Origin of the sequence: Flavobacterium sp. 28YEA47A, assembly GCF_041262125.1 — a bacterium.
Taxonomy (GTDB): Bacteria; Bacteroidota; Bacteroidia; order Flavobacteriales; family Flavobacteriaceae; genus Flavobacterium.
In genome coordinates, this window is sequence record NZ_JBGCCI010000011.1 from 32864 (window position 1) to 54271 (window position 21408).

Consider the following 21408-nt stretch of genomic DNA (forward strand, 5'->3'; position numbering starts at 1 on the left):
GAAGTTATGAAAAACATCAATCAAGAAATTCTTTACCGTCCAGACTTAACCAGCCTTTTTTTCCGTTTGGCAATTCGAATCGGGCAAAGTTGCCTTGAAAATCGCCCAGCTTTTTATAACGAAATTTCTTTTGTAGCGGGAAGAACTGGTACAAATCGTTTTTCTTGATTTTGTAAAAGGGATAGTTATAATCTACAGATTGCAACTTTTGATAATTGCTAAAAGTGGTGGAATCAAAATCTGCTTTGATAAAATAGCCCAAATAGTTCATTCCAAAAGTACCATCATTGTGTAAGAACCAGATGGTTTCATAATCAAAGTTTACCAATTCTGTAATCCGTGCTTTTTTGTCGGATTGGAAATATGGTGTAAAATCATAAGGCCGACTTATGGTATCGGTGGATTGTTGTTTAAAATAAAATTCTTTTATGCCCTTAGTGTTAAGCAAAGTGATACTGTCAATAGTGGTGTTTGAATCTTCTCTACAAAAATTGTCAAAGTTTCTCGCTTTTAATACGAAATGAGGTTTTTTTGTAATTGAGACTTCGTAGAAATAACTTCTTTCAGGCGCATCCAATAAAACGATTCCAAAGTCTATTTTCTTTTTGATTTCGGTTCCCGTCCAGTCAATTAATTTTAAGTGGTTGTTTTCAATTACCTGTAGGCTGCCTCTGTATTGTTTTGCTGCCTTAAGCCTGGTTTTGTTTAGTTTTTTTAAAGCAAGATTGTATAAATCAACTGAGCCATTATCATAGCATCGGATTATATTGTCTAACACTATAGAGTCATATTTTTTTGAAATAAGCGTTTCATTAAAACTGTTTTTTAGTATGACTTTCTTGTTGGACAACGAGTCGATTTTGAAAAAAGTTTCTTCAAGATTTGGGAATGCATGAATAGAAAATTCATAGACTTCTTTATTGCTAAGGGCTAACTTTTCCGTTTTCAGATCGGCAACATGATTGCTGTACTGTTCAAATAGGTTTATTTTGTTTTTAGTAGGAATCAGATATACGTACTCATTATCGTAAGTATAGATTATTTTTTTCTTCCCAAACTTAATGAAGATGTAAGGCATGTATTCAACCAGGGAAGTGTAGGTCTCTCCGTTTTCCCGTTTGTTGGAAAAAACAGCAAAATAGTTTGGATTGAATTGACAGAATTTATAAGAATCGCTTTCATCTTCTTCATATACAAATTGTAGTTTTTGTATTTTTTTGAAATCATAGCTGCCGTCAATTTCATTATAAGTGATACTGCTTTGTTTTTTAGAAAGAATTTTGATTTCATCTTGCTTAATAGGGCTTAAAACAGAACTGATCTTTTGTTTATTACCAACAAAATCAACGTTGATGTCCAACTTATAGAAAGAATCATTTTTTTTGATAACAATTCCTTTTTCCGGATGGATAAACTGCAATTCGCCTTCCGTAATTGTATAGGTTTGTTGCCCATTGCATACGACGGGATGTATGAGAAGGAAAAAGAAGAATAGAAAAACTGATTTCATGATTTCATCAGTTCTTTATGTTTTCTTCCCCAATCTTCAAGTTCTCCGATTATAGTACTTAACTGATAACCAATAGCGGTTAACTCATATTCTACTCGTGGAGGAACTTCCGCATAAACGGTGCGTGTAATGATTTTATTCTTTTCCAGTTTACGCAATTGCAAGGTCAGCATACGCTCTGTGATAGTTGGTATGCATTTCTTTAATTCTCCAAATCTTAGCTTTCCGTTAATCAGGTAACAGCATATTGCTAACGTCCATTGTCCTCCAATAATGCCCGAAGCATATACTTCCAGACATTCGTCTTCCAATAGTTTTTTGTTTTCGTAGTTGGTTGAAGTTTCCTTTATTTTAGTCATTACTTACCTTTTTGATAGTATCATACAATTGGTTGCTAATATACAGAATTAAGCATAGTGCTTTACTTTTGCTTCAGTTTTACAAATCAGGAAAATATAAAAATGAAAACATTAGTCGTCATAATACACCCAAATATACAAGAATCCGTAATCAATAAAAGATGGATTGAAGAATTAGAAAAAAATCCCGAACAATATTTTATACATCGTTTATATGAAGCCTATCCCGATGAGAAAATTGATGTTGAGAAAGAGCAACAATTAATAGAATCCTATGACAAGATTATATTCCAGTTTCCTTTTTATTGGTTTAACTGTCCGCCGTTGTTTAAAAAATGGCTGGATGAAGTGCTGACGTATGGCTGGGCATATGGAAGCAAAAGCGGTTATAAGATGGGCGGCAAAAAAATAGCATTGGCATTATCTGTTGGAATTGACGAAGAAGAATATAGAGCCGACGGTAAATACAAGTATAACTTGCGAGAACTGACGGCTCCTTTTGAACTGACTTTTGAATATATCAAAGCGGATTACCGCTTCTTTTTTGCCTACTACGGAATTGAGCTTAATGCTTCTGAAGAGTGGATTGAAAAGAGCGTACCTGAGTATATGAAGTTTTTAGAGACTCTGTAAAGAAATTTCAGGTATTTTGCCGTTTCGTTAGTTCTGTTGGCGAGTAGCCAAACTGCTTTTTAAAGGCATGCGAAAAATGCGAAAGATTTTCAAAACCAACTTCATAGCAGACATCGATAGGCTTTTTTTTCTTTTCGATAAATTGGTAATGTGCCAATTCCAATCGCTTTTGTGTAAGCCATCGCTGTGGCGTGTTATGGAATGCCTTGCTAAAATCCCGCTTGAAAGTTGTCAGACTGCGTCCCGTCAGGTATCCGAATTTTTCTAAAGGAAGATTAAACATGAAATTCTTTTCCATATAATCGGCAAGGTCAATTTTTCCGGGTTCTTCAAAGTTGGCGAGCACATCATCTATGCCTTTGTCTATAGTACGCAATATGCTTATGGCTTCCTTGATCTTTAGTGAAGCAATATCTTCCGGTAAGGTTTCCATACTAAAATAAGGGAGTAGGGAAGCCAGGCAACTTTCAAGTAATGGATGATTGCTATAGCTGTGTATTTTATGCGATTCTATAGCTTTTGGCTTCGTATTCAGATTGGCATAAAAATCACGTAGTTTTTCGGTAGACAGATGCATCACTACCGTTTTATGCGGTTGACCGTCTTTAGGATAGTTGATGATAGTTGCAAGCTGGTTTCTTGGAATCAAAAATATATCGCCTTTTTTAAAATAGTAAGTAGCATCAGCCTGCACGATTTTGGTTTCTCCAGAGATAAACCAAACCAGCATATGATGATCGAACATAATATCCGATTTGAAAAACTTATCCTCATAACAGGAAAGTTTAATGTCGTCTGTAATATACTTTGCCTGATATTCCATAGGGAGCCGTATTGCATTTTGTAGAAGCAATTCACTACAAAAATAAAAAGAATTGTGCATTTTAGGATGTAATTAAACGTGTTACTCAGCAGTGTTAAAAATGATACCTGTCATCGTTTCGCTTAAAGTCCATAATCGATTGGCATTGGTTTTATCAATAGCATACGGTCTGATGCCTTTGGTTATTCCTTCTTCCGTAGCTAAACCTGCAATATCACAATCTTCACAATATACGCCGCCAATAGTATCAAGCATTGGGCTTGTTGCGCACCATACGGTTGTTGCAGCTCCTTGCGGAATGGTTTTTAGTGCGGCAGCAACTTCTGGAAATATAACGCCGTTGGCATCACAATAGCCTAGCTTTTGGAATAGTTCTAATGGTGCTTCTCTGGCCAGTTCCGTTCCGTTAATGGCGCCCGGATGAAGCGAATAGGCTCTTATGGCAAAGTTTTTGCCACGCTCGTCGAGTTCCAACGCAAACAAATTGCTGGCTGTTTTGGATTGCCCATAACTTAGTAGGGTTTCGTATTCACGATTTAAAAAATTAGGATCGTCAAAATCAAAAGATCCAAACTGGTGTCCTTGTGATGAAACATTCACAACTCTGGCTCCATGGGCTTTTTTAAGGGCTGGCCATAATCTTGCTGTTAATTGAAAATGTGCGAGATAATTTGTAGCCAGTTGCGATTCGTAACCGCGATTATCCCAACGCAATGGTACCCACATAATTCCGGCATTGTGGATAAGTAAATGTAAAGGTCTTCCGGAAGCCAGAAATTTTTCTGCAAAGGCATCAATAGAATCAGCGTCCATTAAATCCATTGCTTCCAATTCGATATTGGCAATGCCTTGTAGATTTCTTTTTGCTTTTTCAATATCCCTGGCCGGGATGATTACGGTGGCTCCTGCGTTAGCCAGTACTTTTGCAGTTTCTAGCCCGATGCCTGTGTTGCCGCCAGTTACGATTGCGATTTTCCCTGTCAGGTCGATACCTTTGATAACTTCGGTTGCTGTAGAAGTTGCGCTAAATCCTGAACCGATTGGCTGTTGCAATGCTCCTTGATAATTGTTCTGTCTCATTTTTATAAAATTTTAATGATTTATATTGAGACAAAATTAGGACGGATTGCACCGGACAACTTTGTTTAAACGTCCTGATTTACTTTGTTTAAACGTCCTATAATTGAGCAATAAAAAAACTGAAGTGTTGGCTTCAGCTTTATATAGTAGAGTAATATGTTGTTTTAATTTTTCAGGTTTTGCTCCGTCTGTTTTAGATGGTGTATTGCATGGTAGGCCATCAGGAAAAACATTTCTCTAACAGTCATAATACCCAACAGCGGATGCGGCATGACAATCGTGTCCAGTTCTTCTTCGGTATAGCCTGCCAATTGTTGCTGTATGGAGTCTAAAATTTGGTGAAGTTCAGCAGTTAATTCTTTCTTGGCTTCCGGTTGTATGGCTTCCGGCAGGAATTTTTCAGGAGCTTTTCCACCATTAGCAAGAGCTTCTTTATAATTAGCAAGTACAGTGTCATAATCCCAAAGCGGACGTTCAATTTTTCCAAATTTCTGGATAAGGAATTCTTTTGAAGCCAATGCTTTTGAAATCGGCAACAGGCATAGACAGACATGGCTGAGTTGCTGTCCGGCTGTCCATTTGCCATTTTTGCTATGGAGAAACTGGTCGTCTGGCAAAGCATTTACATAATCGGCTAATTCCAGATGGTTGTTTTGGAATAGGGTAATAAGTTCTGATGTATTCATTGTTCTTGTTTTGTGTTGGTAGAAACAAAAATTCTGGTTTTGACGAAGTTATGAAATATTTTGCTGAGGTTTTAGCCAATTTAATCAAAACACACTTTTTACACCTTTAAAGAACCTCTGAATCCTCTGGCTGCATAATACGATTCGGCACCATTATGATAAAGGAATACAGTGTCGTAGCGTCTGTCGCAAAAAAGAGCGCCGCCTCGTTTTCGAATATCTTCCGGCGTCAGAACCCAACTTGATGTTTTGATATCGAACACACCTAATTTCTGTAATTCACGGTATTGTTCTTCGGTAAGGATTTCAATACCCATAGCATCTGCCATAGCTATGGCGCTGTCTTTTGGTTTGTGTTCTTTTCTGGATTCTAATGCCTGCTGGTCATAACAAATGCTTCGGCGGCCTTTTGGGCTTTCCGCTGCGCAGTCGAAAAAGATATATTCGCCTGTTTTTTTATCAAAACCCACAACATCCGGTTCGCCGCCCGTTTCTTCCATTTCTTCCAGCGACCAGAGCTTTTCAGGATTTGCTTCTAATTTTGCTTGTACATCAGCCCATTTTATGCCCGTATGTCGGTTTGTATTTTTTTCAAAGCGGGTTCTCAATATACCAATTAGCGTCTCGCTTTGTGATTCTGATAATTTCTTTTTATCCATATCTTTTTTTTAGGATTTGACAGTAATTGTTTTTCTGTTGGCAGGTCTGAAATACCAGGATATCAGTGTCAATACCAATAGCAATAATGGAGGAAGGCTCTCTTTTACAGGATCGTGTGATGCAATATGTGAAAATATTGCTCCCGACATAACAAAAAAGAATCCCGCATAGGTCCATTCCTTTAGCAATGTAAATTTAGGAATAAGTATAGCAATGACACCTAAAATTTTCCAAATGCCTATGATAGTCAGGAAATAGGGAGGATACCCTAAATGAGCCATCATTTCAGTTTCTTCTTTCATACCTAATAATTGTACGATTCCGGTTGAAGCCATTCCTAATGCCAACCAGAGTGTAGAAATCCAATAAATGATTTTATTTCTCTTTTCCATTTTCTGTTATTTTAAATTGGCTGCTACGTTTTGAAGTCGGTCGTGTGCCATGTTGATACCTTGTGCAAAAGGAAGCTGCAATATCTGATTTCTTACAGCCACAGATTTGTATATAACATGCATCGTTAGTCTGCTGCTAGTATCAGTCAGTTTTTCAAATTCCAGGTATTCGAGCTGTACAGGAAAAGGAGTGTTTTCCATTTCAAATGTACGGGTGATTTTCTGGTTTGGAATGAATTCATGGATGGTTCCGTTTGATCTGAATACTACATTTCCTTGAGCATCTGAAGTTTCAAACTGATAACTTCCATGTTTTTTGTTTTCAAGCTTTACTACTTTAGTTCCCATCCATTGGGCAACAATATTGGCTTCTTCATAAGCTTTGAAAAGCAGTTCCAACGGCAAGTCAAATTCCCGGGTAATCAGCAGTTCCTGTTTGCCTTCTTCGGCATTGATTTTTGTTTTTCGTTCCATTTCTTATTTTTTTGATTGGTATGCTTTCATTATGTCCTCCAATTTATTGAACCTGTCATCCCACATTTTTTGGAATGGCTCTATAAAATCAGCTATTTCTTTTAGCTTGTTTGGGTTAAGATGGTAATACATTTCCCTGCCGTTCTGTTCTTGTTGGAGGAGTTCACATTCCGTAAGTATCTGCAAATGTTTCGATACCGTAGGTCGTGCCGTATCAAAGTTGGATGCTATCGCCCCAGCAGTCATGGACTGGGTTGATAATAGTAGCAGTATTGCCCTTCTTGTAGGATCTGCTATTGCCTGAAAAACGTCTCGTCTTAAATTCATTATGAAGTTATTTGACTACAAATATATATGAAGTCATTTGACTACGCAAATTTTTTCTGTAAAAGATGCAAATAACAAAACAGCCAGGTCCATAATTCCTAGTTATCTTTAAATGTTTTATTTTAGTAAACCCAATAATAGTAAGGTTATTAATAAAAGACAATTCGTTAAAATATGGCAACATTAGTAGTTGGTGCTAGCGGAGCAACTGGAAAATTATTGGTAAAGCAATTATTAAAAGCCGGTCAAAACGTGAAAGTGATCGTACGTTTTTCCAGCTCTGTTCCTGAAACATGGAAAAACAATGACAGGCTCACGATAATTAAAGTAGATGCGATTGAAGCCATTGGTATTGATGAGATGATGGTGTATCTCGAAGATTGCCAATCGGTAGCTTCTTGTTTGGGACATAGTCCAAATTTTAAAGGGATTTATGGAAAGCCAAGAAGGTTGGTTACAGATATGGTCGAATTGCTTTGTCAGGCTATTATTAAAGACGCACCAGAGAAGCCGTTAAGATTGGTTTTGATGAATACGGCCGGTAATAGTAATAGAGATCTGAATGAACGTATTTCTATTGGGCAGAAAATAGTGATAGGTCTGCTTCGATTGCTTTTGCCTCCGCATGTTGATAATGAAAAAGCTGCTGATTACCTGAGAATAAAAATAGGACAGAAAAATCCTTTTGTTGAATGGGTAGTAGTACGTCCTGACAGCCTGATTGATCTTGAAAATGTAACCGCGTATTCGGCGCATTCATCTCCTACAAGGAGCGCCTTGTTTGACTCAGGAAAGGTAAGCCGAAGTAATGTAGCACATTTTATGTGTCAGTTACTGCTTGATGATAAGGTATGGGAAAGATGGAAAGGACAGATGCCGGTACTTTACAACGATATGATAGAAGAAAAGTAAATTATACGGTTTGTCAGTAGCCAATTTACTTATGCGCTACTTTCAGTTAAAGATCATTCCTGACTAGAAATACAGAGGGCAAGGGAAGTTCTTCATGCAGAGAAGTCTCATCCTGCATCACAAATCCTTTAGATTCAAAAAAAGCAATCAAAGGATTTTCTTTGTATTCATGTATCCAAAGCCCATCATAAGATTTGCTGATAGCGAGGCATTTTTCAAGCAATGAAAGTCTGGCAGTCGTATCGTTATACTTTTCGAGTATTCCAAAATCTGCAATTCTCATTATTCGTGACCCTTCCTGATTTTTTGGTTTTCTTCCATTTGAAGTTATACAGGCATATCCCGCGGGCGTATCTCCTACATAAACGACCAACCATTGGTTAGACATGCTGTTCATTTCAGTAATCAGGTTTTTGTGATTGAACTTCTTTTCGATATAGTCTTCGAGCTGTTGCGGTTCTACTAGTGATACAAGTTTTTCGGTCGCTATTTCTTTGGCTAAAGTTGCCAGTATGTTTCTGCTTTGTTCTGTGCCGATTATGAATTTTGTAGTGATTTCCATTTATCTTTCCTTTGGTAGATATGCAAAATTAAAGAGGCTTTTGGGATTTATATCGGTACACAATCGGAAATAATTGCCAGTACAGATATATCAGGGGAAGAACTGTCCGGCCTGCCTGATGGCTTCGATTCTTTTTGGCGTATAGGCATCTGCAAACACAACTCTGAAATAGTTGGGAAAAGTATCTGAAAATGAAAAAGTATAGCCGGGTGTAAACCGTACACCAATTTTTTCGCATTGGGCATAAAAATAATTCATGTCTGCACTCTCCGGCATTTTTACCCAAATGGAGTAGCCTCCGGCGGGAACTGTCATAGAAGTACCTTTTGGAAAATTTTCCGAGAGAAGGTCTAAAGTAAGGGAGGCATTTTTTGCCAGCTGCTTTCGAAATGCCTTAAGATGCTTTTCATAGCTGCTTGTAGACAGTAGTCGGTTTACTGTTTCCTGATAAATAGGAGAAACGGTACTACCTAAAGAAAATTTAATCTGCTCGGCTCTTTGGATAAATTTTCCAGCCGACAACCATCCGAGCCTGATGCCAGGAGCAAGAGTCTTGGCATAGGAAGAATAAGTCATAACAAGGCCGCTGTTGTCAAAACTTTTAATCGTAGTTGGTCGGGTTCCGTTAAAGTTAAGGTCGCCAAAAATGTCATTCTCGATAAGTGCAATTTCATAATCCTGCACAACAGAGAGTAAAGCCTTTTTTTTCTCATCTGTCAGTAAAATGCCGGTTGGATTATGAAAATTTGGAGTCAGAAGAACAGCATTTATCTTGTTTTTTACACATGCTTTTTTTAAAAAGTCAACGTCAAAGCCGTTTTCTCTGTCTGTTGGAATTTCTATAACTTTTAGGTTGAGTACCCGAATTACTTCCAGAGTAGAAAAAATGCAAGGACTTTCAACAGCAACCACATCTCCGGCACTGCATACAGAAGCCAGTGCTACATATAATGCCTGTAGAGCGCCATCTGTAATGAGCAGTTCCTCCGGATTAAGAATGGTCTGATATCCTGCAGCACGTTTGGCGATATTTTCTTTTAAGTCGGGCAATCCGTTTGATGGATAATAGCGCAACAGACTTGCTCCCTGTTCCCGGATTACCTGCTGCATGGTACGCAGTATTAGTTTTTGAGGAACTAATAGGTCGCCCGGAGCGGCAACATTAAATTCGGAGAGTTTTCGTCCTTTTCGTAGTGAAGTAATAGAGGTAAGATTGTTCTCAAACAAAGCATCCCTGATTATAGGCGTGCGGTTTGTTTTAATAGGTTCGTCAGATTTGCTAAATTGGCGACTAACATAGTATCCTGATTTTGGAATACTTTCTACCAGTCCTTGGATGATGAGGTATTCGTAGCCATTTTGTACCGAACTTGTGCTTAGCTGGTATTTGTCTTTTAATTCACGTACCGAAGGCAGTTTGTGCCCCGGTTTGTAAATACCCTCGCGTATGTTTTTTTCTAAAGGCGAGGTAAAGATTTCAAATTTATACGATTTCATACAGCTAGATTGGCAAGCTTTTATTCATAAAACTCTTTGAGAATATAGTTTTGCTTGTTTAGTTTTTTTAATTCTTTAATCAGGTAATAGCGATGTAGAAAACCTGTTAGGACAACTATTTTTGTGCTCGGATATTGCTGCGCTATGTTGTAGATGTTCTGAGCCATAGTTTTGTTTCTGAGATCCCAAAAATCTGACATCTTCTTGAAACCGTCTTTATAGCTTATCTTTTCGCCATTGGGTTTTGTGACATATCTCTTTGAAAACTCAGGTCTGCTGTCAGTTATTTTCAAGAGCTCATGGTATTGGGAATTTTGCCTTTTTTCAGCAATGCGATCTGTTGACGAATTGTTGAATTTTTCTGGTGTTCCTTCAGCAATCTTTATCAGCTCTTGGGTAAGCGCATTGAAGGTTTCATATATTTTTGTTTCCTTGGAAGTTAGTTGTTTGGTTTTGTAGAGACTGTCGATCAGTTTGACCGAAAGATTATCTGTTGGCACCATACCGTGGTCTTTGCGGTATTGGTTTCTTCCTTCAAATTCAAAAGGAAGCCTTAAGGTATTAGGATTTTTTTTTGAATAAAGATTGCTGGCCCTGATCTCATTTCCTGTAAGATCATTGCCTTTGGCATAGTCTTCCATTCCTTTTTTGTCAACTTCGTGCAATATGATATCGGGACCTATTCTGTCTAGCATGTCTAGAAGTATTTTAGGATGATAGTTGGGAACACTGTCATGGATGTTGCCAATTACGTATATTTCGGTTTTTTGAGCGGAGCAGATAGCCGTTATAGCAATAAGAAGGATGGAAAAGATTTGTTTCATGGTATAAAATTAGGAAATAAAAAAAGAATTAAAACCTTATTATGAGTTCGTGATTTATAGAAGTGCTCGATGAAATGTATATATTTATAAAAAAAACAATCAGTTAATCTGTATTAATAAAAAAGAGAACAAATGAAACTAGGTGCATTTTCAATCAGCTTGAGCGTTAAGGATATTCATGCTTCTAAAAAATTTTACGAAACTCTTGGCTTTACTGCTTTTGGAGGAGATATTTCACACAATTGGCTTATCCTGAAAAACGGAGATACAATCATCGGGTTGTTTCAGGGAATGTTTGAAGGAAATCTGATGACTTTTAATCCTGGTTGGGATCAAAATGCGCAAAAACTCAATGACTTTGAAGATGTAAGAGAGATACAAAAAAGTTTAAAAACATCAGGCCTGTCTTTGATTAGCGAAGCCGATGAAGCGACAACTGGTCCGGCGAGTTTAATGATAGCTGATCCGGATGGTAATGTGATTCTGTTGGATCAGCATGTTTAAAATATCAAATATTAAAACTTCAGAGATAAAATTCTTACGCCCCACATTGATTTCAACAAGCCGTTTCTTTTTTGTATTTTTGTCATGTATACAAAGTTATGATAGAAGAGAAAGTAATATTGGTTAATGAGCGCGATGAGCAGATTGGATTGATGCCAAAGCTGGAAGCTCATGAAAAAGCACAGCTCCACAGAGCATTTTCGATTTTTATACTGAATTCAAAAAACGAAGTAATGCTCCAGCAGCGCGCTTCACAGAAATATCATTCGCCATTGTTGTGGACCAACACCTGTTGCAGTCATCAGCGTGAAGGCGAAAGCAATATTCAGGCAGGAAACCGCCGACTTATGGAGGAAATGGGTTTTTCAACAGAACTGAAAGAACTGTTTCACTTTATCTATAAAGCACCTTTTGATAATGGACTGACAGAACATGAATTGGATCATGTGATGGTTGGCTATTTTGATGGCGAACCAGTGATTAATCCGGAAGAAGTGGAAAACTGGAAATGGATGGATATTGATGCAATCAAAGATGATATGCAGGTACATCCGGAAAAATATACGGTTTGGTTCAAGATTATTTTTGATGAATTTTATCACTTTCTTGAAGAACATAAGTTATAAAGTCGAAAGTTGAAAGTCGAAAGTTGAAAGTCACAAATCAAAAATCCTAAATCAAAAATAATAGAGTAAATCCTTCCAAAATGAGAGTAACTGTCAGCAGAAAAGCCCATTTTAACGCCGCACACCGTCTGTATCGTAAAGATTGGTCGGATGAAAAAAACGATTCGGTTTTTGGGAAGTGCAACAATCCTAATTTTCATGGGCATAATTATGAATTGATTGTCAGCGTAACTGGGAAAATCAATCCTGATACGGGCTATGTAATCGATATTAAGGATTTGGCCGATATTATTCATGATGAGGTAGAAAAGCCTTTTGATCATAAAAACCTGAACTTAGATGTGCCTGAATTCTCAGATCTGAATCCGACTGCTGAAAATATTGCGGTTATTATCTGGAATAAAATCAGGAAAAGAATTGATGCTGATAAGGATCTGGAAGTTATTCTTTATGAAACGCTACGAAATTTTGTGAGCTATAAAGGAGAATAGCACGAACTTGAAATCATATAAGCTATTTCAGGAATAGTAGTATAAGCAGAATTGGAAATTTCTGTAATTTGTTTCCAAAAAATTATGAGTCTACATATATATCCACTGGTTTTTGAACCAATACTAAAAGAACGTATCTGGGGAGGAACGAAGCTCAAAACTGTTTTCAATAAACCAATACAGTCAGAAACGACAGGCGAAAGCTGGGAACTGTCAACTGTTCCGGGTGATATTAGCCGTATTGCGGTAGGTGAGTACAAAGGAAAGTTGCTTTCGGAATTGCTTTTGCAGTATCCGGAAGAAATTTTGGGTGAGGCGGTACATAAAAAGTTTGGAACAGAATTTCCTCTGCTGTTTAAATTTATTGATGCTAAAGACGATTTGTCAATTCAGGTACATCCAAATGATGAACTTGCAAAAAAACGCCATAATTCCTTTGGAAAAACAGAAATGTGGTATGTGATGCAGGCAGATGAAAAAGCCAGAATTATTGTAGGCTTTAAAGAAAAATCAAGTAAGGAAAAGTATTTAAAAAATCTTGAAGACAAGACGCTATTGTCAATCTTACAAGAAATCCCTGTAAAAAAAGGAGATGTCTTCTTTTTAGAAACGGGAACAATCCATGCCATAGGAGCCGGAATTGTGATTGCTGAAATCCAGCAAACTTCTGATATTACGTATAGAGTTTATGACTGGGATAGGGTTGACGCAGCAGGGAAATCGAGAGAACTCCATATTGATTTGGCGCTGGATGCAATTAATTATGATACGACAGATACCAAGAGAACCTACACACAAGAAGAAAATAAAAGCAATCCGGTAGTTATATGTCCTTATTTTACTACCGATTATTTGCAGCTTAATGGTAAAATAGAAATAAAAAAACAGCATGAATCTTTTACGGTTTATATGTGTATGGAAGGTGATTTTAAGTTAAAATACAACGAAACGGTATGGGATTATAAAAAAGGAGATACGGTATTATTACCAGCAGCAATGCAAAGTTATGGTTTAGAAGGGCAGGCCGTACTTTTAGAAATTTATATTTAATAGCCTCAAATAGAAAGATTATGCTTAATTTTGCAGACGCAAATTAAAATTTAAAAAAATGGCAAACGTTAGGAATTTAAAGAAAGACATCAATTACGTATTGGGAGACATTATTGAAGCAGTATACATCTGGGAAATGTCAACAACAGGAAAACCAACTGAGGCTTCTGAAGCTTTGATTGATGAGGCAATTGTTGCTTTTGATTCTTTGATCGCAAAAGTGAACGCAAAAAATGTAGAAAATAAAAAAGCACATTTCAAGCAAATCAATGTAGAATTAGAACAAACTGCTAATCAATTGGTTGCTAAAATTAACGCTTTGTAGTCTAAAAAAAGATAAAAAAAGTGCAGATTTTTTTTGGAAAATTAAAATTCAGAACTATATTTGCACCCGTATTGAGATGCCGGTGTAGCTCAGCTGGCTAGAGCAGCTGATTTGTAATCAGCAGGTCGTGGGTTCGAGTCCCTCTATCGGCTCAATAAGAAAAACCATCCGAAAGGATGGTTTTTTGTTTTTAAGAGATTTTGGATTTTTGATATCCTTAATAAAAAAACGCCTTGAATTTTCAAGGCGTTTTTTTTATTATTGTTGTTTCTGCTCTGCTTGTTTTCTGTCAGCTACAAATTTTGTAAGCATTTTTCCATATTTGGATTGCGCTATTTTTGGAGCCATTGATTTGTCTATAGTGTCCAGATACTTAATGTTGGCATTATAAATGTCAGCTAAAGCGATATAAGGAGCTATATCATGGTCTTTGTTGTTTAAGGCAAAGTTGATAGCCATCAGATATTTTCTTTTTAGGTTGTCGCTATTCTTCTTGTCAAAATCGGATGAAACCGCTCTGTTGAATTGCAACGCTCTTAATTTCTCTTCTGTCAGGCTTAATTGCGTGTTTTTGTATCGTGACATAATTTTTCGATACTCTTCAAACAGTTTTTGATTTTCAGAGCCTGTTATTTTCGCTGCCGCAAAAAAGGAATCCAGTCTTGTATCGATTGTCATGTTTCCAGGTTCAGCAAAAAACATCAAATTATTGTCAATGCTGTTGGTTTCACCTCTATCTAAAAATAGGTAAAGCATTTCTGGTGAATCAATAGTCAGGTGGCTTTCAAAATGAGAGTTCCCTTTGATAACAATCGTATCAACAGCAACTAATGCCGTATCTACAATTTTCTGGATATAAAGCGTCCCTTGTTTTAAGCCTTCCACATTTCCTTTAATGTGAAGATTTCCTTCTTTCTTTTCTTCCTTACAGGAAATCATTGCTAATGCTGCAAAAGCAAACACTATTTTTCTCATAATTGTTGCTGGTATTTTTGCGGGCAGTTTTGTACTTGGCAGCCCCTTGATTTTTAATTTGTGGCAAAATAATAAAAAAATCCCCAATTTAGATTTTAAATTGGGGATTAGTTTTATAGTATGTTGATTATCCTTTCAGCCAGGCTTCTCTTAACTTGGCCTTACTTGCATCGGTTGCCTGATATCCTTCTACTTCTTCGCTAGGAAGCTTTATAGTTCCTTTTAGTTGGATTTCTTTGCCATTACGTTTTACTTTTACTGTAATCGGGTCATTTTCTTTCCATGTAAGGCTGCCCATAATCATGTCATAAACGTTATCAAGATTGTATTTCGTGCCATTGATTTCAAGAAGTATATCGCCATCTTTTATGCCCAGGTTCTTATAGAAATCAAGCTTTTCACTGCCTGCAAGTATAAAAATTTCTTTTGTTGCCGGATTGATTGAGAAGTTAGGCTCCATTCCTTTAAGAAAGGCATTACCAGTAACTTTGGTCATCGCTTTTGTAACACCCATTTTAGCAAAATAAACATCATAAGGAATAGGTGTTGGTCCTGCAACATAAGTGTCAAGGAACTTTCGAACTTCTGGCGAAGTCAAAGACTCGATTTTATCAAAAAGTTCTGAATCGTCAAATGCTTTTTTAGTGCCATATTCGTTAGAAAGTTTCTGCATCAGGTCAAGAATACCTCTTTGTCCGTTGCTGTCTTGGCGAATCTGTATATCAAGACACATGGCTATCAAGGCTCCTTTTTCGTATACGTTTTGGTATTGTTCCTTATAAGGTTTCTGCAATACCATAGAACTCATTTTGGTAAATGGCATCGTATCATCCATAGTCGAAGCATTGGCAATTTTGGTAGCCATTCTTTCATAAAATTCATCTTCACTGATTAAGCCTTGATTGACCTGGAAAAGATTTGCGAAATATTCAGTTACACCTTCATACATCCATAAGTGTTCTGACATTTTTGGCTTGTTATAGTCAAAGAACTGGATTTCTTTAGAATGAATTGTCAATGGTGTCACGATATGGAAGAACTCATGTGAAACAACATCTTTCAACTGCTCGGCTAATTGTTCTTTTGGCATAGCTTCCGGCATTACTACCGTTGTTGCTGTAGGATGTTCCAAAGCTCCAAAACCATGAGCGTCATTTCGGGATGTGTCTGACAAATAGATAAGAACGCTATATTTTTTTGTAGAATTGAATTTGCCTAAGAAATTCTTTTGTGCAGTCATCATTGTTTTCATCTCTGGAGTAATGCTCTCTGCAGTAACTATACCGTTTGGAGAATAAACGGCAATCAGGATTTCCATCCCGTTTACGGTAAAAGTTGTATAATCCGGTTTGGAATACATAATAGGATTTTCTACCAATTCAGAATATCTGGAAACATTAAAAATATCCTTAGTGTCAGAAGCATCCATATCGGTCATTGATGTCGCGCCCCAAAGTGTTGCTGGATGTGTAATGTTTACCTGATAAGGAACATCAAGAAACTCTTTAAAATAGCCTACAAAAGCATGAGTATTCAACATGATATTTTTTCCTGCTTCGATATTACTACCTGCCGGAGAAAAAATATCATGTGTACTTTCAATATCATAAGTATCATTTACCCAATAGGTCAGTTTTGCAAGTTTTTTGGCATCACTGATTGTCCAGGAGTTATCATCTGTTTTGGATACACTTAAAGCATTGCCCTTGGCATCGTAAGCTTTTACGTTTTCTAAAAATTTCCCATAATCGTCTTCAGAATAAGTTCCGGGTATTATTTTAGGAATATGATAGGTAATCTTCTCGGATTTAATCGCTGGCGGTATGACTGTAACCATTACTTTGTCATCTTTGATGCCGTTAAGGTCGATTTGTACCTCAACTTCATTTTTTGTGACGTTTGATACTACATTTTCAGAGGGTTTGCAGCTCCATAATAATGCAGCAATTGCCAGTGAATAAACTATTTTTCTCATTATTTTTTTGTTTTATTCCCAATAGGTTCGCCAAACTAGTTTTTTGTTACAGCTTCCTGTTTTATTTAAGAAAGAATTATATTTTTTTGAGAAAGGTAGTAATTTTTTCTATAAGTTGAGGCATTACCGGAAGGTTCGGATTTGTATAACTTCCCATGTTTTCGGTCTCATCTCCTTTGATTTCCTTGAATATATGATTCATGTTTTCAATAAGGACTAATTCCGATTTTGGATTGGCTTTATGAAGCAATTCAGCATCCTGTATTGGAATTTGTATGTCTTTAGTGCCATTGATAATAAGAATAGGTATTTGCAGTTTTTTGATTTCTTCCTGTGGATTGTGTTTCAGCCATGAAATCATATAAGGTTGGACACTTTCTCTGAAAAGTGATGCCAACATCGGGTTTTTAGCCTCAAAGGTTTGTCCTTTTTTGAGAAGTTCAAGATTTTTGACCGTTTCTTCTTTTAGCATTGGCGCCCTATTACCAATCTGTTCTATCAAGATTTCATCAATAGACCTTCCTGCACCCGCAAGTGAGATAAAAGCATCTGCATCAGGTATCGCTGCATTCATCCCGATCAAAGATCCTTCACTATGTCCGGCAATGATGATTTTATGGAACTGTTTTTTTGCTTTGAAGTAGCTCACGATGTCTTTTACATCTTGAATTAAAGGATCAAAGCTGAGTTTGGATTCGTCTAATTTTCCGGAACGCATTTCAACAATAGGTCTTTTGTCATAATTGTAAACGGCATAATTGTTTTTGGCCAGACCTTCAGCTAAAAATTTTAGGCAGTTGCTAACAGCACCCGGCTGGTTGCCATTTCTGTCTGTCGGACCAGAACCAGCGATCAGGATAACCAGGTCGGTTTTTTTAGAAGCCTTTTCAGGAGTGTAAAGGGTTCCCGGAATAAAAGAATTGATATTTATTTCTTCTGTAGAAAATTTGCTTTCTTGGGAAAACGAGGTTACCGCAGAAAAGAGTGCGAAGCTGAGGGAGATTATTTTTTTGATCATGATATTAATAGATAAGAAGTGAGATTAGGATTTTGGAAATAATTTCTGCTGCTATAATAGCAAGTGCAAAATATAATTTGTGTAGGCTCGTCTTGCAGTTGGTTGCTATTTTAAATCCGTTGTAGAGAAGAACCACAAACCAGATTAAAAACAGAATAGATATCATGGCAAACAACATTAATAATATCATGCTAAATGGAGAAAGGTCGAGTTCTTTAGGCATTCCTTTTAGATCCAGTTTTTCAACGATACTGGCAGTGACATTTGAAATACAATTCTTGAAATTGAAAAAAGTCAGCAGGTAAAAGGGCACTCGTGATATTAGAATAGGATTTAGTATGTCGATTATCCTGGTTTTGGAGTTAATGAGCTTTCCAACAAGAAAAAGTGCTGCAAATAAGGAAACAATAGTAATCAGGTTATCGATAAAAGGTTGGGCAAGAGTGGTGTTTTTTATAAAATGTAAATCAATAACACCGTCATATCTTCCATTAAAAAGATAGCCAAGATAACTTCCGGCAACAGTGAGAATTAGTCCAAAAACAAGAAGTCTGGTTTCAGAGTTTTTTTCGAATGGGTTAAAAAAGAGCTTTTTCATGGGTTTCCAGATTTAAGTTTTTTTATTTTTTCAATAATATCATCCAGTTTATTCCTCACAGTAGGGTAGCTATTGCCCATCTGTACGGCCATTTCTTTAAGGCTGCCGCTGGTCATGAAAAATTGAAGGATAAAATTTTGTTCTTCTTCAGAAAGCTGGAGATAGAAGGGAAGTGAATAGTTGCCGGAAACGGTTGTTTGGCAGTTCTCGCACTTCAACTGTGAAACAGAAAGTGAGTCGCTACAACTGGGACAATGAATTGGAAGTTTTGGCGTCATAAACTAAGATTAATTGATTTGTGTATTAAAAAAGTTTATGCAAATTTAAATAAAATTAATTTTAGTTTTTATTTTGTTTGAGTAAAAGCCAAAAAAAATATTCCTAAAAGGAATATTTTTAAAGTATTTATGTTAATCAAATTTATTCTTGATATAGTATTTCCCGTCCAAATCTTCATCAAAATCATCAATCTTTGGCGGTTTTGGCTTTGGCTTGCTGGCCATTGCTTTTTTCTTCCACAGCTCAAATTTATCTGCGGTAAGTCTTTTCTTCATTATTTCGATTACATCCTTTTCGGTTAATCCTAACTCTTTTTTAATAATCTCAAAAGGATTTTTTTCCTCTAAAGCCAATGTAACAAGCTTTTCATTTTCCTCTCGAGTCAGCTCAATGTTTTTGCCTTTTTTCATTACATGAAAATTAATTCAGATAAATAGTAATTGTACGTTTTTTAATTGTTACTCAATATTAATAAAAAAAATAATTACTTTTTCAAGCGGTCTTAAATTTTTTCTTCGGGAACAGTTTGAGGCGATCTGTGTTTCTGAAAGGGAATTGCGACCAGATTAGAAAGACGATTATTTTCGGAAGGTTCCATGTGGGTATCAATGCCATAGACGATTTTTTCTTTCGGAAGTGTCAAAAAAGTACCAAAAAGCCGGTCCCATATAGAAAAGATGTTGCCATAATTAGAATCTGTATAGGGCAAAACATAATGATGGTGTACTTTGTGCATATTAGGAGAAACGATAACATAACTGATATAGTGATCGAGCTTGTCAGGAAGCGAAATATTTGCATGGTTGAATTGGGAAAAGACAACCGACAACGATTGGTATAAAAAAGCAAGCCACATTGGAGCGCCGGTTACAAGTACGGCTGCGGCAGTAAATACAAAGCGAACGACACTTTCTCCCGGATGATGTCTGTTTGCAGTAGTCGTATCTACCCAGGTGTCTGTATGGTGAATCAGGTGGAAATGCCAGAGCCATCGGGTTTTGTGCTGTACAAGATGCGCTAAATAAGCACCGATAAGGTCAAGAAGCAATAATCCAATCAAAGTATAAAGCCATAACGGAAGTTTCGGAAGCCATTCAAGGACTCCGAAATGATGTCTCAATGCCCATTCCGAAGCCAGAAGCAATATAAAAGCTAAAATGAAATTTACAACTATGGTCGTCAGGGTAAAGAAGATATTGATTCCGGCATGGTTCCATTTTTTATAATTGAACCGAAATAAGGGAAATGCGTTTTCAATCATCCAAAAGATTGCAATGCCACCAACGAGTATGAGGCCTCTATGTAATGAAGGAATGGTTGAGAAATAATTGACAATATCATTCATATCCTGCGGTTTTAGTTTATGTTCCGAACATGACCGTAAACGTGGTTCCGATATTGACTTCGCTGGCTACAGAGATTTTCCCTTTCATACTTTCAATTTGTGTCTTCGTCATAAAAAGCCCAATGCCTTTGGCCTCCGGGTGATTATGGAAGATCTGATTCATGCCGAAAATCTTATGCCCATTTTTTGTCAGATCGATTCCAAGTCCGTTATCAATAACATAAAGATAAACAATATTATTTTTTCTTTCAGAACGAATTGTAATTTCCGGTGTTCTTTCCAGTGCTCTGTATTTGAGAGCATTGCTGATAAGGTTATGAAAGATGCTTTCCAGATAGATTCTGGAATAGGCTATTTCTGCGACTTCTTTAAAATCAGCTTTGATGATTGCACCAGATTTTAAAATCTCGCCTTGCAATGATTCTATTGTTTTGGAATAGACCTGCTGGAAGGACAATATTTCTTTTTCGATTTTATTCTTTTTGATATGCAATACTTCCATAAGCTGATTTAGCGAATCATTCAGATTTTGCGCTACTTTTTTAAGCATTTCAAATATTGTCTTATACTCTTCAATCGGGCTATCATCTTCAATAGTAGCAATCAGGGCTGTAATGTTTGAAGCAGGCGATCTAAGGTTGTGTGAAGTGATGCTGGCAAAATCATTAAGCTGTTGGTTTTGAATGGTAAGTTCATCCATCAGATTTTCCTGGATGATTTTATCCAATAATAAGCGTTTCGTATTCTGACGAATCTTGATATAAGCAAAGATCAATATCGCGAATGTGACAATAATAAAAAGAAAGAAACGATTGTTTCGCGCCTGTACATTTTCTTCGGTCTGGGCTAAATTGTCAGATAAAATCAGCACGGCCTGGTTTTGGTAGTCACGTATCGATCTTCTGATAGAATCCATAACTTCCTTTCCACGGCCTTTTTTTATCAATTCTGCCGCTTCTTCCATACCATATTCTCTTCGAGCCTTGATTACCATAGCACTTACTTTTTGCTTGGATTCGATCAGTTTTTCCAAGGTGTCGAGTTTTTTATTCTGGTATTCGTCGGTTTCATTCATTGAACGAAGCGAATCAATCCATATTTCGAGATTTTTATGTCCGTGGTTGTATACTTCAAGATAATTTTCATCTCCGGTAATCGTATAACCGCGTGTTCCTGTTTCAATGTCGATAGTACTGGAAAGCACTTTTTCAAGGACATTGTTGATATTACTGGTATGGTTTACGATCATCCTGTTTTGCCTTACAGATTGTGAGCGGCTGTGGATAGAGTAGGCAAGAATTGCAAAAGAAGTGACGATAACTATGAAGGTTATGTCAATAGTGGTTTTTAGAGATATCTTTCCCATTAGTATTCGCGGTATTATTTGTTTTGGAGCGTCCTTTTCAAGACAGTGCAAAGTAATGCAATTATTTTTTTGTATACGTTTAAAAATAAAGCAAGGTTTTTCGAATGCAGGAAATCT

27 protein-coding genes and 1 tRNA gene are annotated in these 21408 nt (G+C 36.8%); 8 read left to right on the plus strand and 20 right to left on the minus strand.

The features are described from left to right. Positions 1 to 16: 16 nt before the first annotated feature. Positions 17 to 1510 carry a hypothetical protein gene (locus ABH942_RS14885; protein ID WP_370033329.1) on the minus strand — a complete coding sequence of 498 codons (1494 nt, stop codon included), beginning with the start codon at positions 1508 to 1510 and terminating at the stop codon, positions 17 to 19. Then, positions 1507 to 1869, minus strand: coding sequence for a winged helix-turn-helix transcriptional regulator (locus ABH942_RS14890; RefSeq protein ID WP_370033331.1), 363 nt, complete (start codon positions 1867 to 1869; stop codon positions 1507 to 1509). Before ABH942_RS14890 ends, ABH942_RS14885 begins: the two co-directional genes overlap by 4 nt. Before the next feature lie 102 nt (positions 1870 to 1971). On the opposite strand from ABH942_RS14890, the gene ABH942_RS14895 reads away from it, so the two are divergent. Then, entirely contained in the window at positions 1972 to 2502 is a 531-nt protein-coding gene (locus ABH942_RS14895; RefSeq protein WP_370033333.1) for an NAD(P)H-dependent oxidoreductase, read from the plus strand. Positions 2503 to 2509: 7 nt separating this feature from the next. On the opposite strand, the gene ABH942_RS14900 is transcribed toward ABH942_RS14895, so the two are convergent. From ABH942_RS14900 to ABH942_RS14930, 7 genes are all read right to left on the minus strand, one after another. Continuing rightward, a complete protein-coding gene (locus ABH942_RS14900) occupies positions 2510 to 3325 on the minus strand; it encodes a helix-turn-helix domain-containing protein (protein ID WP_370033335.1) in 816 nt (271 codons plus the stop codon). Positions 3326 to 3406: 81 nt separating this feature from the next. Then, on the minus strand, positions 3407 to 4405 hold the full coding sequence (locus tag ABH942_RS14905; RefSeq protein WP_370033337.1) for an SDR family NAD(P)-dependent oxidoreductase: 999 nt from the start codon (positions 4403 to 4405) through the stop codon (positions 3407 to 3409). 164 nt (positions 4406 to 4569) lie between these two features. Further along, positions 4570 to 5091, minus strand: a complete 522-nt coding sequence (locus ABH942_RS14910) for a DinB family protein (RefSeq protein WP_370033339.1) — start codon at positions 5089 to 5091, stop codon at positions 4570 to 4572. 98 nt (positions 5092 to 5189) lie between these two features. Further along, positions 5190 to 5750 (minus strand): DUF4256 domain-containing protein, encoded by a 561-nt coding sequence (locus ABH942_RS14915; RefSeq protein WP_370033341.1) that lies wholly within the window; start codon positions 5748 to 5750, stop codon positions 5190 to 5192. 9 nt (positions 5751 to 5759) lie between these two features. Next, positions 5760 to 6143, minus strand: coding sequence for a DoxX family protein (locus tag ABH942_RS14920; protein ID WP_370033343.1), 384 nt, complete (start codon positions 6141 to 6143; stop codon positions 5760 to 5762). A 6-nt stretch (positions 6144 to 6149) separates the two neighbouring features. Then, the gene (locus ABH942_RS14925; RefSeq protein ID WP_370033344.1) at positions 6150 to 6617 is read right to left on the minus strand and encodes an SRPBCC domain-containing protein; all 468 of its coding nucleotides are present in this window, start codon (positions 6615 to 6617) and stop codon (positions 6150 to 6152) included. Between the two features lie 3 nt (positions 6618 to 6620). Continuing rightward, on the minus strand, positions 6621 to 6944 hold the full coding sequence (locus tag ABH942_RS14930; protein WP_370033346.1) for an ArsR/SmtB family transcription factor: 324 nt from the start codon (positions 6942 to 6944) through the stop codon (positions 6621 to 6623). Positions 6945 to 7118: 174 nt separating this feature from the next. Here ABH942_RS14930 and ABH942_RS14935 point away from each other — a divergent pair, with 174 nt between their 5' ends. Continuing rightward, positions 7119 to 7856, plus strand: coding sequence for an NAD(P)-dependent oxidoreductase (locus ABH942_RS14935; RefSeq protein WP_370033348.1), 738 nt, complete (start codon positions 7119 to 7121; stop codon positions 7854 to 7856). A 46-nt stretch (positions 7857 to 7902) separates the two neighbouring features. On the opposite strand, the gene ABH942_RS14940 is transcribed toward ABH942_RS14935, so the two are convergent. From ABH942_RS14940 to ABH942_RS14950, 3 genes are all read right to left on the minus strand, one after another. Then, positions 7903 to 8418, minus strand: coding sequence for a hypothetical protein (locus tag ABH942_RS14940; RefSeq protein WP_370033350.1), 516 nt, complete (start codon positions 8416 to 8418; stop codon positions 7903 to 7905). Between the two features lie 90 nt (positions 8419 to 8508). Next, a complete protein-coding gene (locus tag ABH942_RS14945; protein WP_370033352.1) occupies positions 8509 to 9915 on the minus strand; it encodes a PLP-dependent aminotransferase family protein in 1407 nt (468 codons plus the stop codon). Positions 9916 to 9935: 20 nt separating this feature from the next. Beyond that, positions 9936 to 10739, minus strand: coding sequence for a hypothetical protein (locus tag ABH942_RS14950; RefSeq protein WP_370033354.1), 804 nt, complete (start codon positions 10737 to 10739; stop codon positions 9936 to 9938). Between the two features lie 132 nt (positions 10740 to 10871). Here ABH942_RS14950 and ABH942_RS14955 point away from each other — a divergent pair, with 132 nt between their 5' ends. The 6 genes from ABH942_RS14955 to ABH942_RS14980 all read left to right on the plus strand — a co-directional run bounded on the left by ABH942_RS14955 (position 10872) and on the right by ABH942_RS14980 (position 13887). Then, entirely contained in the window at positions 10872 to 11243 is a 372-nt protein-coding gene (locus ABH942_RS14955; protein WP_370033356.1) for a VOC family protein, read from the plus strand. Positions 11244 to 11341: 98 nt separating this feature from the next. Further along, positions 11342 to 11869 carry an isopentenyl-diphosphate Delta-isomerase gene (idi, locus tag ABH942_RS14960; RefSeq protein WP_370033357.1) on the plus strand — a complete coding sequence of 176 codons (528 nt, stop codon included), beginning with the start codon at positions 11342 to 11344 and terminating at the stop codon, positions 11867 to 11869. 80 nt (positions 11870 to 11949) lie between these two features. Further along, positions 11950 to 12360 carry a 6-carboxytetrahydropterin synthase gene (locus ABH942_RS14965; RefSeq protein WP_370033358.1) on the plus strand — a complete coding sequence of 137 codons (411 nt, stop codon included), beginning with the start codon at positions 11950 to 11952 and terminating at the stop codon, positions 12358 to 12360. Positions 12361 to 12444: 84 nt separating this feature from the next. Continuing rightward, positions 12445 to 13410 (plus strand): type I phosphomannose isomerase catalytic subunit, encoded by a 966-nt coding sequence (locus ABH942_RS14970; protein ID WP_370033359.1) that lies wholly within the window; start codon positions 12445 to 12447, stop codon positions 13408 to 13410. A 58-nt stretch (positions 13411 to 13468) separates the two neighbouring features. Further along, positions 13469 to 13735: a hypothetical protein gene (locus tag ABH942_RS14975; protein WP_140000354.1), complete on the plus strand. Its 267-nt coding sequence runs from the start codon at positions 13469 to 13471 to the stop codon at positions 13733 to 13735. Positions 13736 to 13813: 78 nt separating this feature from the next. Continuing rightward, a tRNA-Thr gene (locus ABH942_RS14980) sits at positions 13814 to 13887 on the plus strand. A 106-nt stretch (positions 13888 to 13993) separates the two neighbouring features. On the opposite strand, the gene ABH942_RS14985 is transcribed toward ABH942_RS14980, so the two are convergent. The 8 genes from ABH942_RS14985 to ABH942_RS15020 all read right to left on the minus strand — a co-directional run bounded on the left by ABH942_RS14985 (position 13994) and on the right by ABH942_RS15020 (position 21291). Continuing rightward, on the minus strand, positions 13994 to 14710 hold the full coding sequence (locus ABH942_RS14985; protein WP_370033360.1) for a DUF4369 domain-containing protein: 717 nt from the start codon (positions 14708 to 14710) through the stop codon (positions 13994 to 13996). A 127-nt stretch (positions 14711 to 14837) separates the two neighbouring features. Next, positions 14838 to 16685, minus strand: coding sequence for a peptidase M61 (locus ABH942_RS14990; RefSeq protein WP_370033361.1), 1848 nt, complete (start codon positions 16683 to 16685; stop codon positions 14838 to 14840). A 76-nt stretch (positions 16686 to 16761) separates the two neighbouring features. Then, positions 16762 to 17703 carry an alpha/beta hydrolase gene (locus tag ABH942_RS14995; RefSeq protein ID WP_370033362.1) on the minus strand — a complete coding sequence of 314 codons (942 nt, stop codon included), beginning with the start codon at positions 17701 to 17703 and terminating at the stop codon, positions 16762 to 16764. A 4-nt stretch (positions 17704 to 17707) separates the two neighbouring features. After that, positions 17708 to 18301: a hypothetical protein gene (locus ABH942_RS15000; protein WP_370033363.1), complete on the minus strand. Its 594-nt coding sequence runs from the start codon at positions 18299 to 18301 to the stop codon at positions 17708 to 17710. Further along, positions 18298 to 18579 (minus strand): DUF2089 family protein, encoded by a 282-nt coding sequence (locus ABH942_RS15005; protein ID WP_370033365.1) that lies wholly within the window; start codon positions 18577 to 18579, stop codon positions 18298 to 18300. Before ABH942_RS15005 ends, ABH942_RS15000 begins: the two co-directional genes overlap by 4 nt. A 132-nt stretch (positions 18580 to 18711) precedes the next feature. Next, on the minus strand, positions 18712 to 18990 hold the full coding sequence (locus tag ABH942_RS15010; protein WP_140000346.1) for a DUF2805 domain-containing protein: 279 nt from the start codon (positions 18988 to 18990) through the stop codon (positions 18712 to 18714). A 92-nt stretch (positions 18991 to 19082) separates the two neighbouring features. Continuing rightward, complete coding sequence (locus ABH942_RS15015) at positions 19083 to 19925, minus strand: sterol desaturase family protein (RefSeq protein WP_370033367.1); 843 nt, start codon at positions 19923 to 19925, stop codon at positions 19083 to 19085. 16 nt (positions 19926 to 19941) lie between these two features. Beyond that, the gene (locus tag ABH942_RS15020) at positions 19942 to 21291 is read right to left on the minus strand and encodes a CHASE3 domain-containing protein (RefSeq protein WP_370033369.1); all 1350 of its coding nucleotides are present in this window, start codon (positions 21289 to 21291) and stop codon (positions 19942 to 19944) included. Between the last annotated feature and the right edge of the window lie 117 nt (positions 21292 to 21408).